A 12,359-nucleotide genomic window follows, 5' to 3' on the forward strand; every position below is an offset into this window, starting at 1 on the left:
CCCCGTGCTCGCCACACCGACCCAAACCCAGCGCCGCGCCTTCGATCTGCTCGCCCTCCAACCGACGCTGTAGTCAGGACCCGCAACCAAATGCGAGTCACATCAGCGCCTTGCTCGAAAAATGGGTAAAGTTCGGCCTAGCGGCTGCCCGGCGGGGTCGGCCGCCGGCTGATGGCTTCCGTTGAGTCGTTGAATTTCCTGGCTCTGCGCGGCGTTCGCGGCGGCACGGGCATTGCTGAGTGGTCCTGCAGGGGCCGGAACGGGCGAGACCAACCGGACCCCGATCCGAAGCCGAACGTCACAGGACCCGCCATGCCCTTCTTCACCGAATCCGTGCTTGTCATCGACAACAGCCGCAAGTTCGACAGCCTATGCGTGAACGCCTTGTCGAGCCTTGGCTACCGCGATATCAGCCACGCGACCTTTGAGGATGGAATCAGGACGCTCTCGTCCTTCGCGCGCTTCGATGCCGTGGTCGGGCATTGGGATAACGACTTGCCGGCGTCGGCGGTCAGCACGGTCATTCGCTCGGCCATGAGCCTCGCCGGTTGCGAGGGAGCCTTGGTGATCTCGCCCTTCTGCACCTCGGAAAACATTCGGCTCTTTCGCCGGGCCGGAGTCTGCGCCTGGGTGAGCGTGCCATTCACGCAGCGTGATCTCGACGCGCGGCTGCGCTACGCCCTCGAGGGCGAGCGCCGGCGCCAGCATGTCGCAGTGCCGATCGAGCGGCGCCAGCGGGAGCCGATGCCGGCCTTTGCCTAGGGCGGAAACCGCCGACCTTGTCCCTAGAGTGCCGGTCCCCGGCCTGACCGGCGCTCATGCCTCGGCTTCGCTGCTGCGGGCTTCGGTGTGCCGGCTTTTGAGCGGGCGCTCGGCAACGCGGGCGTAGATTGCGAGCCCGAGGGCAGTCACCCCGGCAAGCGCGAGAAATACCGCCCCGAAGGCGCGGGCGACCTCGATCCGCGCCACCTCGCTCAGTGGTCGCCGCAGCAGATCCTCGAGGCTGGCGATGTCCTCCGCGCCAATGACCCAGGCGGAGATCAGGCCCAGAACCAGGCTCGAGGCTGCAGCCGTGGCAATGGCACCGCCAAGGGCACGGGCGAAGCCGAGCGTGCCGGTGACGGTTCCGATGTCGCGAGGCTCGACGGCGTTCTGCGCCGCCACCATCGTCACCGGGAAGATCGGTCCGATGCCGAACCCGACGAGCGTGAACAAGCAAGCCGCCACGGTGACCGATACCCTGTCGGCAAACACGCCGAGGATCGCCAGCGAGACGATCGATAGCGGCAGGCCGAGGAGCGGCGGCAATTTGTATCGTCCGGCACGCTTGGTGTAGCGCCCGGCGGCGGCGGCCGTCACCGTCGATGACAGCATCAAGGGGATCATCAGCAGGCCGACCTGGCTCGTAGGCGTCTGCATCGCCACCTGGAAATAGGCCGGCGTCAGGACCACGATCGCGAGATAGCCGCCGAAGACGAGAAAGATGCCGCCCAGCACCGGGCCAACGACGGGATCCTTGATAAAGCGCGGCGGCAGGATCGGCTCGTCGACCCGATGCTGACGCTGCAGGAAGAAGAAGCCGCTGACCCCAGCCAAGGCCAAGGCGACCAGGATCGGCGCCGACGCCCAGGGGAGTTTGGTGCCGCCCAGCGACAGCGCCAGCAGGAACGGGATGACGGCAAGGCCGAACAGCCCGCTGCTGGCGAGATCGATCTTCACCTCGCGCCGCCTGGGCGGGAGCTTGCGCAGCACCCGGTCGGCGATGACCAGCGCCAGCACCCCCAAAGGCAGATTGATCCAGAAAATCGCCGGCCAGCCCGCATATTGCGTCAGTAGCCCGCCCAAGGTAGGGCCGAGCAAGGACGACCCGGCCCAGACCATGGAGAAATACGCGCCGTAGCGGCCGCGCTCGCGCGGCGCCACGACATCGGCGACGATCGCCTGGGCGATGATCATGAGTCCGCCGCCACCCACGCCTTGAAGGGCCCGCGCGGCGATCAGCATGGGCATCGTCGGTGCCAGGGCGCAGAGCGCCGAGCTGACGACGAAGGCGAGGACGCAGATGGAAAGGATCCGCCGCCGCCCCTGTAGATCGCTGAGCTTGCCGACGATCGGCGTGGTGCAGGTCGCGGTCAGCAGATAGGCGGTGACCACCCAGGACATGAGGGCGACGTCGCCGAGGTCGGCGGCGATCGAAGCGAGCGCCGTCGCCACGATGGTCTGATCGAGAGCGGCCAGAAACAAGGTCAGCATCGCGCCGATTATCACGAGACGGACATCGCGCTCGGTCAGCGACGGCGGGTGCGGGGCGGCGGCGTCAGCGGGCATGGCGGCCGGCATCTTAATGGGAGACGCAAGGCGGCCCAACCCCGTCGTGAGTCGCAAGAAGGAAGGCAGAGAAGGCGTGCTTTGCTACTATCGGGGTAACAGCCAGGACTGCCGCCGATGCCCCGCTTCGCCGCCAACCTATCGATGATGTATCCCGAGCTGGTATTCCTCGACCGATTTGCCGCCGCCGCCCGCGATGGCTTCAAAGCGGTGGAAATCCTATTCCCCTATGCAATCCCTGCCGAGACCATCCGAGCGCGTCTTGCCGAGTCCGGCCTGGAAAGCGTGCTGATCAATCTGCCGCCTGGCGATCTCGAGCAGGGCGAGCGTGGCCTGGCATCCCTGCCCGGGCGGGAGGCCGATTTCGACCGAGCCCTCGATACCGCCATCTCCTATGCGCACGTGCTCGGATGCAGGCGGCTGCATGTCATGGCCGGCATCGTGCCCGCAGGTGCGGAGCGTCGGCTGCATCGCGCAACCTATATCGACAATCTCCGGCATGCCGCCGCGAAGGCAGCCGAGCATGGCATCACGCTCTTGATCGAGCCCATCAACCAACGCGATGTCCCGGGCTACTTCCTCAATCGCCAGGAAGAGGCCCATGCCATCCGCGCCGAGGTCGGAAGCTCGAACCTGAAGGTGCAGATGGACCTCTATCACTGCCAGATCGTCGAGGGAGACGTGGCCACCAAGATCCGGCGCTACATCGGCGAGGTGGCACATATGCAGATCGCCGGCGTTCCCGAGCGCCACGAGCCGTCGATCGGCGAGGTGAACTATCCCTATTTGTTCCGCCTCATCGATGAGCTTGGCTACGGCGGCTGGGTCGGCTGCGAGTACCGGCCCAAGGCCGATACCTCCGCCGGCCTCGACTGGATGGCGCCCTATCTCTAGCCTTCAAGGGCTCGGGGAAGACGGACGCGCCCATCCTGAGCCATAATCCGCTCCGTTTCCAATCCGATCCTCTCTGCGCTGGTTAGGACCATGGACCACTACGCGATCTTCGTATCCGGGCTGGAATTGGCGTGCTTCATCGGCATCCACCCGAAGGAACGCGATCGGCCCCAACGCATTCGCGTCGAGGTCGAGCTTACGCTCGATGCCGCGATCATGCCCCAGAAGGGCAACGATCCCGGCTTCGTCTCCTATGACGGTCTGGTCGAAGCCGTGCGCGAGCTCGCCGGCGACGGACATATCGGCCTGGTCGAGGTGATGGCGAGCCGGCTCGCGGAGCGTTGCCTCGAGGACCCGCGGGCGCGCAAGGTCCGGATCCGTATCGAGAAACTCGACGTGCTGCCCGCGGGCGCTTCGGTCGGCGTGGTCCTGGAACGGAGCCGATGATTGTCGTCGCCCTCGGCGGCAATCTGCCAAGCCGATACGGCGGTCCGCGCGAGACCATCGAAGCAGCTCTCGCCGAATTGGCAAGGCGCGCCATCCGACCGGTTCGCAGCTCGCCTTTCTATCGCTCGGCCCCGGTGCCCGCATCCTCGCAGCCGGACTACGTCAATGCCGTGGCCGAGATCGCGACGACGCTGGCACCGGCTTCGCTATTGGATGTGCTCCATCAAATCGAATATGACTTTGGCCGGCGCCGTGCCTTGCTGAACGAGGCGCGCATCCTCGACCTTGATCTCATCGACTATCACGGCATCGTGAGCGTGCCCGGCGCTGTCCCCGAACTGCCGCATCCGCGCATGCATGAGCGCACCTTCGTCCTGATCCCGCTGGTCGCGTTGGCCCCCGATTGGCGGCACCCGGTTTCCGGCCTGACGGCGGCGGAGCTCCTTGCCGCGCTGCCGGCGACGGCACGCGAGGCGTGCCATTTGGACCGATGATCACCTTCGGCACGCACGCGGCTCTGTCGGCATGGCTCACCGCGCCGGCACATGACCGCCGCCGCTATCTGAGACCAGTCGGTCTGCTTGGCGGTGAAACCGCGCGAGCGGCGGTCGCTGCGGGTGCGGCCCTGGATCTGGCGGGCGGGCCGTCGGCCTTCCTCGCCCTGGAGATCGTCGAGCGCGGTGCCGAGGGACCGCGCCGGGCCCTGGTTCCGGCGGCCCTAGCCGATGCCACCGAAGAGCTCCAACCGGCGCTCCACCGCTTGACCCAGCCAAGGCCGCCTCTCCCCCATCTGGACCGGGGTTGGCCGATCATCATGGGGGTCATCAACGTGACGCCCGACAGCTTCTCCGATGCCGGCGATTTCGCCGATCCCGGGGCCGCGATCGCGCATGGGCTGGCATTGCTGGAGGCCGGAGCCGCCATCCTCGATGTCGGCGGCGAATCAACGAGGCCGGGGGCCGGAGCGCTCGGCGCCAGCGAGGAATTGCGCCGCGTGCTGCCGGTGATTTCGGCGCTGGCACCCGCGGCGAGGCAAGTGGGTGCCATCGTGTCGATCGATACCCGCAATGCGCTCACCATGCAGGAGGCGACCGCCGCCGGAGCGGCGCTGATCAACGACATCTCGGCGTTGCGCCACGATTCAAGCAGCCTCGCGGTGGCCCGCGACAGCGGCGTGCCGGTCGTGCTCATGCACATGCAAGGAACACCCGAGACCATGCAGCAGGCGCCGCGCTACGAGGATGCCGCCTATGACGTGTTCGATTGGCTCGACGCGCGCATCGCCGCGTGCGGCGCTGCCGGCATTCCCCGGGAGCGCGTGCTGGCCGATGTAGGAATCGGCTTCGGCAAGACCGTCGAGCACAATTACCGCCTGCTCGCGCTGACGAGCTTGCTCCATGGGTTGGGGGTGCCGCTCTTGCTGGGGGCCTCGCGTAAATCGTTCATCGGCGAGACTTGGCGTTCGGTTCCGGCAAAGGCGCGGATTCCCGGTTCCTTGGCGGCGGGACTGGAGGCGGTACGGCAGGGCGCGCAGATCCTGCGAGTCCATGATGTGGCCGAAACGGCGCAGGCATTGGCCGTGCTGGACGCGGTCTTTCGGCAGGCGTAAACCAAGATTAATCAAATTTGCGCTTACATTCCCTGAAAATTTATCCAAATTTTCTGCAATACTGTGGTATGCTTGGCAACCGTAGCGTGCTTCGTCGTCTGGCAGCGTTTTGGATGACACGAGCCAATACGGGCGTATCCTGAGGTTTGTCGCGCGGCGAGTCGTCGCCGGGCGTTTGGCGTTGGGGGCGACCGAAACTGCCGGCATAACGGCGAGTGGTCGCAAGCGGGGGATCAGCCGTGGCAGAGTATGTCAAGCCACCCAAGCATTTGAGCGACAAGACCGGCAAGGGTGTGCCGGGCGGCGCCGCGCGGGTCGTGAAGAAGGCGGACGAAGCCGTCAAGCGCCACCAGCAGCGGGTCGACTATCGTCGCATCGCGCAACCGTCTCTCGATGGGCTGATCGAGGCTCTCAACGAGCTCACCGAGGATCCGAACCGGGCCGAGGCGGCGAAGCGGATCTATGAGCTGGCGCACAACCTCAAAGGCGAGGGCGGCAGCTTCGGCTATCCAGCGGTTTCACAAGTGGCGGCCTTGTTGTCCCAGGTCGCCGAGAATGTCGCTCAGGCCGACCCACGCAAGCTGGCCGTCATTCAGCTGCAGATCGATTCTTTGCGCGCCATCGTCCGCTCCGGCCAAAAGGGGCGGCCGGAGGGACTGACCCAGGAAGTCATCAACTCCCTCGAGATGCTGGTTTCCAAATATCTGACGGCGGCGAAAGGAAGAGCGGCGTCCTAGCCGGCCTGCGCCACCGGCGCGCTCGTGCGCCGCTGAGCGAAAGGCGCCAACGCGGCGCCGATGATCAAGCGCTCAGCGCCGCGCCTCTGGCGGTGCTCGCCGCCGGCGCGCTCCGTTGCGGCGCCAATCCGGCCATGATCAGCTGGTTCACCTTGACGAGGTTCCGGCAATTGCCTTGTCCCTCCAGGATGCGCTTGGTCTCTTTGTTGACCCAGGCCGCCAGTTGCCCGAGGGACAGCTTGAGCTCCTTCGGCAGGCGATTATTGCTGTCCTGCAGATCCACAACCCAGGTGTCCCAGAGGTTCTTGTTGTAGTGCACGACGCTCTCGAGGACCCGGCGGTCGCTTGGGTTCTTGTCGGCGAGCACCATGGCGCCGGAGATCTGCCCCAGCAGCACGTATTCCATCGTGCGCGCATCCGAGAAAGCGTCGGCGTCCTTGGCGATTGGCGTGGCGGTCATGGCGCGAGATCAGCGTTGCAGCGCGGCCACCGTCTCCGGCCGCGCATTGCCGATGCTGAGGCCGGAACGAGCAAGCGCTTGGCCCGCTTGCTCGGCAAGCGCAAACGGATCGAACGCAACCTCGCTCCCGCCGATCTGCTCGAGGAGGCTGGGAGCCACGACGTCGCCGCCGTTCTTCGGGCGCGCGGTCTGCGGTCGTTCGGCCGGGCCCGAGCCCTGGCCCCCGGAGGAAGGCTTGGCGGGCTGGGTGAAGCGGAGCAGCAACGGATCGACCGGGGTGACCATGGGGCCTTTTCCCAAAAAGCTCGACTATCCGCGAAAGTTTATTAAAATGCCTAATTCTCTACCAAGACCTTAACGCCAGGACAGCCCGGAGGCAAGCCCGGTCATGCGCGCGCCTCATTGAGGGCCTGCCAAATACGCTCAGGCGTTGCCGGCATGTCCAAGGCGCGAACACCCCGCTCCGCCAGTGCATCGATGAGCGCGTTCATCACCGCCGGTAACGAGCCGGCGCAACCAGCCTCGCCGCAGCCTTTGACACCGAGTGGATTGGTCTTCGCCGGCACCGGGTGGCTGTCGAAGCGGAAATCCGGCGCATCGGTTGCCCGCGGCATCGCGTAGTCCATATAGGAGCCGGTCAGGAGCTGGCCGTCGGCGTCGTACCGGGTCACCTCCATCAGCGCCTGTCCGATCCCTTGGACGACGCCGCCATGGGCCTGGCCGGCGACCAGCAAGGGGTTGATGAGCGTGCCGAAGTCGTTGACCATCGAATACTTCACCACTTTGGCGACGCCGGTCTCCGGATCGACCTCGACTTCGGCGATATGGCAGCCATTGGGAAAGGCCGCCGGCGCGCTCTCGAATATATGGGCGACGTCGAGGGACTGGGGCAAGTCCGCCGGCACGGCCAAGCCGTTTCGGATCTTCTCGGCCAGCTCCATGATGCCGATGACCCGGTCCGTCCCGGAGACGCTGAAGCGACCATCGGCGAACGCGATGTCCTGGACGGCGGTCTCGAAATGATGCGCGGCGATTTGCTTGCCGCGCTCGATGACCTTCTGGCTCGCTTCCACAATTGCCGTGCCGCTCGCCATCATCGACTTCGAGCCGCCGGTGCCGCCGCCGGCAATCAGCTGGTCGCTGTCCCCTTGCAAGAGGCGAATGCGCTCGAACGGAACGCCGAGCTTCTCGGTGAGGACCTGGGCGAACGGCGAGGCGTGCCCTTGGCCGTAGTCCAGGGTTCCGGTGACGATGGTGACGCTGCCGTCGGCCTCGAAGCGGATGCCGCCCATCTCGTTCGACGGTGGGGCCGTCGCTTCCAGGTAGTTGCCGATGCCGCGTCCGCGCAGCAGGCCGCGGCGCCGGCTCTCCGTCTTGCGCGCCTCGAAGCCGTTCCAATCGGCCATCGCCAGCGCCTTCTCGAGCAGTGCGGAGAATTCGCCGCCGTCATAGGTAAGGCCCGAGGGGGCCTGGTAGGGCATGGAATCGGGCCGAATATGATTGCGGCGGCGCAGCTCGATGCGGTCGATGCCGATCTCCCGGGCCGCCGCGTCGACCAGGCGCTCCATGTAGTAGTTGCCCTCGGGCCGCCCGGCCCCGCGATAGGCGCTGACCGGCGTGGTGTTGGTCACCACGCATTTGGTCACCACCTCGATCAACGGCGTCTTGTAGACGCCGACGGCGTTCCGCATGGTGTTGAGCGTCGAAGGAATGGGTGAGCCGCCGTCGAGAAAGGCGCCCATATTGCCGTACCCGGTGATGCGGACGGCAAGGAAGTTGCCCTCCGCATCCAGGGCCAGCTCGCCGATGCGTTCATGAGCGCGGCCGTGATGGTCGGCGAGGAAGCTTTCGGAGCGCTCATCGGTCCACTTCACCGGCCGTCCGAGCCTGCGGGCGGCATGAAATAGGCAGATATATTCCGGATAGACCGACGCCTTCATGCCGAACGAGCCGCCGACATTCTCGGTGATGACGCGAACCTTTTCCGGCGCCACCTGAAGGATGTCCTTGGCGAGCTGGTTGCGCAGGCCAAAGACGCCTTGGCAGCCGACATGGAGCGTCCAGCGTCCGGTGGCGGGATCGTATTGGCCGATGGCCGAGCGGGGTTCCATGGCGTTGACGATGATGCGGCTGTTGACGAGCTTGACGCGGGTCACGTGCGCCGCGCGCGCAAAGGCGGCGGCGACGGCGTTGGCGTCGCCATAGTGGTAGTCGAGGATGACGTTGTTCGGGACGGCTTTGAAGAGCTGGGGCGACTCCGGCTGGCAGGCCCGCTCAGCGTCGGTGACCGCCGGCAACGGTTCGATGTCGACGACTAGCGTCTCCGCCGCATCTCTCGCTTGAGCCGCAGTCTCGGCGACGACGCAGGCTACGGGATCGCCGACGTAGCGCACGCGCTCGGTCTGCAGCGCCTCGCGCGCCAGCATGTGCATGGGCGTGCCGTCGCGGTTCTTGAAGAAGGTGATGGTTGGCTTGATCGCTCCATAGCCGGCGGCGAGGAGGTCGGCGCCGGTATAGACCGCAAGAACCCCCGGCATGGCGGTCGCGTCAGTCGCCTCGATGGCGCGGAGGATGCCGTGGGCGTAGGTGCTGCGCACAATGACCGCGTGAGCTTGCGCGGGCAGATTGACGTCGTCCGTGTAGCGACCTTCGCCGCGCAACAGCCTTGGATCTTCCTTTCGGGGCACCGGCTGGCCGATGCCGAATTCGAGCCGAGATGCAGTGGGCGAGGTGGTGCGCGCGCTCATGTTCGCCTTTCCGACTCCACACATTGAACATGAGCCAATGTTAGCATCCACGGCCTTGGGGGCGCCGGAAATCCCTGTGCGACAAATAGTTACATGGCTCAAGCCCGGTGTCTGGGCGGAAGATCAGGCAAATGAAAATTATAGTGAAAATTTTATGGTATGCTTGATGAATATCTTTCAATCTTGAACCAACCAACCGTTGCCTTCGCCAACATTAATGCGCCCACAGTTCGTGAACCAATTTGCGCTTAATTCGATAAAACTTTCATTAAAGATGCTCTAGAGTGCGGCGCATCCGCGGTGAAGCTGATCGCCCCATGCACGAAGCCAACGCCATCCCGGCCCGTCCGGAACAACTCATCCGCGATTGCACCACCGCCGCGCCGCCCGCCGGGTAGCGCGGCAAATGGATTCCCAGGGAATGACGGGTCGCACCGAGCATTCGGCGGGCGGCGTGCTGCGGAAGCTGCCACGCAGCCATGCGATGATCGTGATCGCCGGCGTGCTTATCCTCCTGATCACGCTCGTCACCGTTCGCCAAATTCTGGTTGCGCGCGACGTGCGGCTTGCGGAGAGCGAGCGTCAGCTTGAGAAGCTCGACATGGTCTTGGCCGAGCAAACCGGCCGCGCCGTCGAGACCGTCGATCTCATCATCAGGGTGACCCTGGAATCGCTAGCCGCCCTGGATGCCGACAATTCGGCCGCCGACGCGCCGGTCAGAGCGATGTTGCGGCAGCATATCGCTGGCGTGCGCCAGGTTGCCGCTCTGATGGTCCTCAATGCCAAGGGCGACGTGACGCATGCCTCCGGCGCGCTCCCGCCCGCGGGCATAAGGCTCGGCGATCATGGCTTTCTCGGTGCGCTCGCCGGCGATCGCTCAGCGGGCTTGCAGGTGAGCGAGCCCATCCGCGATGCGAACGGGCAATGGGGCATTCCGCTCGCACGCCGCCGCAGCCTCGCGAACGGCGACTTCGCCGGCGCCGTCGTCGCCGTGCTGGACCCGCTCTATTTCGAGGAATTCTTCAAAGCCGTCGACCTCGGTGACGACAGCGCCATTTTGCTCCATCGTCGCGACGGCACGGTGCTGGCAGGCTTTCCGCACGTCGAGTCGACCATCGGCACGTCCTATGCGAGCTTGCCGCCCTGGACCGAAGTCTTGTCGCGCGATCTCGCCGGCATCGTGCGCATGCCGAGTCCGCTCGACGGCAGCCAGCGCATCGTCGCCGTCCGCGCCCTCAAGGCGTACCCCTTGGTGGTCATCGTGTCGGCGGGCGAGCGGGCCGTGCTCGATCAATGGGTCGACCAGGCGCTCGAGTTCGGATTCACCGCCTTTTTCCGCTGCCTCGTCGTCGTCGGGATCTGCGCAGTGCTGGTGCGTCAGCGGCGTCGACACAAGCAGCTGCTCGGCGCCGTCGCCGCCGCGCGCGACGAGGCGCAGCGCGCGAACAAGGTGAAGTCGGAGTTTCTCGCCAACATGAGCCACGAGCTCCGCACGCCGTTGAATTCCATCATCGGCTTCTCCGAGCTGATGACCAAGGAGGTGTATGGTCCGATCGGCAACAAGGACTATGTGCAGTTCGCGCGCTACGTTCTCAGCAGCGGCCAACACCTTCTGAACCTGATCAATGACGTGCTCGACATGTCGAAGATCGAAGCCGGCCGCCTGCGGCTGAGCGATGAGACCTTCGACGTCGGCATGGCCGTCGATGAGGTGCTGGACCTCGTTAAGCTGCAAGCCGCCGGCAAAGGCATCGCGATCGGTCGCGACATGCGGTCCCACCCGTTGTCGCTGCGCGCCGATCTCAGGGCATTCCGGCAGATCCTGTTCAATCTGCTGTCGAACGCCATCAAGTTCACGCCGGAGGCGGGCCGGGTGCGTGTCGATGGCGGGCTTGGCGACAGCGGTCACCTCGTCATCAACGTCGCCGATAACGGCGTCGGCATTCCCGAGGAGGTGATCGGGCGGGTGTTCGCGCCGTTCGAGCAGGTGGACAAGGGCCTCTCGCGGAAGGTCGAGGGTACCGGGCTCGGTTTGGCGATTACCCGTGGGCTGATGGAGCTGCACGGCGGGACGATCTCCATCAAGAGCGCCGTCGGGCAAGGGACGACGGTGACGTTGGCATTCCCGGCCGAGCGGGTGGCGGCAGCATGACGGCGGTACAGAGGCGGAGGCGAAATTGAACGCGCCGACGAAGAAGCGGCTGCGCGTGCTGCTCTGCGACGACGACCTCGCCAATCGCGAGCTGTGCCGCGCCATGCTCGTGCCTGCCGAGATGGTCGTCGATGCATTCGCCGACGCTCCCTCGGCGATCGAGGCGCTACGCGCCAGCCATTACGACATCGTGCTGATGGACGTGATGATGCCGGGAATGTCCGGGATCGATGCCACGCGCGTCATCCGCCAGCTGCCCGGCTGGGCCGGTAGCGTTCCGGTCATCGGCATCACCGCGCGCGTCTCCGAGGAGGCGGTGAGCGAGTGCCTGCTGAGCGGGATGAATCAGGTCCTGACGAAGCCGATCAGGCGCATGGAGCTGCTCAAGACCGTGACCGAGCTCGTGGCGGGGGTTTGCTGATCGATTTTGGGTGGACGCCGGGTGGGAGCCATTCTAGCCACCACGCGCCGTCAAAGATTAGACCCGGTTCGATCCGGGTTGTCGCCAATGCCGCATTATCGGAAGAGCGCCACCAAGGACTGCGGCTGTCCATTAGCGATATTCAACGTCTGGATCGAGAGCTGCTGCTGCACCTGCAATGCCTGCAGCTGCGAAGAAGCTCGCGCCAGGTCCGCATCGACGATGCTGCCGAGGCCGATATTGGTCGCATCGGACAGCTGCGAGATGAACGAATCCTGGAAGTTGACCGACTTGGTGTCGGAACCGAGGTTGCCGAGCACGTCGGCGATCGAAGACTGGGCCAGAAGCAAGGCCGAGAGCGCCTGCGCTGCCTGGTACGTCGAGCTGATGTTCTGGTTCCCGAGGAGAACCGACTGCAACGTGAACGAGCTGTTCGACCGTAGGACCAAAGTCGAGCCGTCGATGTTGGCGATGACGTTGATCGAACTTGAGGCAGCCGACAGCAGATTGCGGCCGTTGTAGGTCGCGTTGCTGATGAACGTATTGACCTGTGCGATCAGGTTC

General features: G+C 65.2%; 13 protein-coding genes. 8 read left to right on the top strand and 5 right to left on the bottom strand.

Annotated features, from left to right (window positions below; translation table 11 throughout):
• Window positions 1-312: 312 nt before the first annotated feature.
• Entirely contained in the window at window positions 313-762 is a 450-nt protein-coding gene (locus HY058_07615) for a hypothetical protein (protein ID MBI3497155.1), read from the top strand.
• Between the two features lie 54 nt (window positions 763-816).
• Here the strand turns inward: HY058_07615 and HY058_07620 are convergent, their stop codons facing one another.
• Window positions 817-2,328, bottom strand: coding sequence for an MFS transporter (locus tag HY058_07620; protein ID MBI3497156.1), 1,512 nt, complete (start codon window positions 2,326-2,328; stop codon window positions 817-819).
• Between the two features lie 117 nt (window positions 2,329-2,445).
• On the opposite strand from HY058_07620, the gene HY058_07625 reads away from it, so the two are divergent.
• From HY058_07625 to HY058_07645, 5 genes are all read left to right on the top strand, one after another.
• Window positions 2,446-3,222 carry a hydroxypyruvate isomerase family protein gene (locus HY058_07625; GenBank protein MBI3497157.1) on the top strand — a complete coding sequence of 259 codons (777 nt, stop codon included), beginning with the start codon at window positions 2,446-2,448 and terminating at the stop codon, window positions 3,220-3,222.
• A gap of 90 nt (window positions 3,223-3,312) precedes the next feature.
• Window positions 3,313-3,669: a dihydroneopterin aldolase gene (locus HY058_07630; GenBank protein ID MBI3497158.1), complete on the top strand. Its 357-nt coding sequence runs from the start codon at window positions 3,313-3,315 to the stop codon at window positions 3,667-3,669.
• Window positions 3,666-4,163, top strand: coding sequence for a 2-amino-4-hydroxy-6-hydroxymethyldihydropteridine diphosphokinase (folK, locus tag HY058_07635; GenBank protein MBI3497159.1), 498 nt, complete (start codon window positions 3,666-3,668; stop codon window positions 4,161-4,163). The genes HY058_07630 and folK overlap by 4 nt, the downstream gene beginning before the upstream one ends.
• A complete protein-coding gene (folP, locus tag HY058_07640) occupies window positions 4,160-5,278 on the top strand; it encodes a dihydropteroate synthase (GenBank protein ID MBI3497160.1) in 1,119 nt (372 codons plus the stop codon). The genes folK and folP overlap by 4 nt, the downstream gene beginning before the upstream one ends.
• Before the next feature lie 239 nt (window positions 5,279-5,517).
• Window positions 5,518-6,015, top strand: a complete 498-nt coding sequence (locus tag HY058_07645; protein ID MBI3497161.1) for an Hpt domain-containing protein — start codon at window positions 5,518-5,520, stop codon at window positions 6,013-6,015.
• Between the two features lie 64 nt (window positions 6,016-6,079).
• Here the strand turns inward: HY058_07645 and HY058_07650 are convergent, their stop codons facing one another.
• The 3 genes from HY058_07650 to HY058_07660 all read right to left on the bottom strand — a co-directional run bounded on the left by HY058_07650 (window position 6,080) and on the right by HY058_07660 (window position 9,222).
• On the bottom strand, window positions 6,080-6,475 hold the full coding sequence (locus HY058_07650) for a hypothetical protein (protein ID MBI3497162.1): 396 nt from the start codon (window positions 6,473-6,475) through the stop codon (window positions 6,080-6,082).
• A 9-nt stretch (window positions 6,476-6,484) separates the two neighbouring features.
• Window positions 6,485-6,760: a hypothetical protein gene (locus tag HY058_07655; protein MBI3497163.1), complete on the bottom strand. Its 276-nt coding sequence runs from the start codon at window positions 6,758-6,760 to the stop codon at window positions 6,485-6,487.
• Between the two features lie 101 nt (window positions 6,761-6,861).
• Entirely contained in the window at window positions 6,862-9,222 is a 2,361-nt protein-coding gene (locus HY058_07660) for a xanthine dehydrogenase family protein molybdopterin-binding subunit (protein ID MBI3497164.1), read from the bottom strand.
• A gap of 421 nt (window positions 9,223-9,643) precedes the next feature.
• Between HY058_07660 and HY058_07665 the strand changes: the two genes are divergently transcribed.
• Window positions 9,644-11,374, top strand: a complete 1,731-nt coding sequence (locus tag HY058_07665; protein ID MBI3497165.1) for a hypothetical protein — start codon at window positions 9,644-9,646, stop codon at window positions 11,372-11,374.
• 49 nt (window positions 11,375-11,423) lie between these two features.
• Complete coding sequence (locus HY058_07670) at window positions 11,424-11,795, top strand: response regulator (protein ID MBI3497166.1); 372 nt, start codon at window positions 11,424-11,426, stop codon at window positions 11,793-11,795.
• A gap of 95 nt (window positions 11,796-11,890) precedes the next feature.
• Here HY058_07670 and HY058_07675 read toward each other — a convergent pair.
• A partial coding sequence (locus HY058_07675; GenBank protein ID MBI3497167.1) for a flagellin occupies window positions 11,891-12,359 on the bottom strand: 469 nt, incomplete at its 5' end.

The sequence above is a fragment of the Pseudomonadota bacterium genome, assembly GCA_016195085.1.
Lineage (GTDB): Bacteria > Pseudomonadota > Alphaproteobacteria > SHVZ01 > SHVZ01 > JACQAG01.

Bases quoted from the DNA above. Each gene is read 5' to 3' on its own strand.
- HY058_07660 (MBI3497164.1), bottom strand. From the start codon at position 9,222: ATGAGCGCGCGCACCACCTCGCCCACTGCATCTCGGCTCGAATTCGGC.
- folK (MBI3497159.1), top strand. From the start codon at position 3,666: ATGATTGTCGTCGCCCTCGGCGGCAATCTGCCAAGCCGATACGGCGGT.
- HY058_07665 (MBI3497165.1), top strand. From the start codon at position 9,644: ATGACGGGTCGCACCGAGCATTCGGCGGGCGGCGTGCTGCGGAAGCTG.
- folP (MBI3497160.1), top strand. From the start codon at position 4,160: ATGATCACCTTCGGCACGCACGCGGCTCTGTCGGCATGGCTCACCGCG.
- HY058_07650 (MBI3497162.1), bottom strand. From the start codon at position 6,475: ATGACCGCCACGCCAATCGCCAAGGACGCCGACGCTTTCTCGGATGCG.
- HY058_07620 (MBI3497156.1), bottom strand. From the start codon at position 2,328: ATGCCCGCTGACGCCGCCGCCCCGCACCCGCCGTCGCTGACCGAGCGC.
- HY058_07615 (MBI3497155.1), top strand. From the start codon at position 313: ATGCCCTTCTTCACCGAATCCGTGCTTGTCATCGACAACAGCCGCAAG.
- HY058_07625 (MBI3497157.1), top strand. From the start codon at position 2,446: ATGCCCCGCTTCGCCGCCAACCTATCGATGATGTATCCCGAGCTGGTA.
- HY058_07630 (MBI3497158.1), top strand. From the start codon at position 3,313: ATGGACCACTACGCGATCTTCGTATCCGGGCTGGAATTGGCGTGCTTC.
- HY058_07655 (MBI3497163.1), bottom strand. From the start codon at position 6,760: ATGGTCACCCCGGTCGATCCGTTGCTGCTCCGCTTCACCCAGCCCGCC.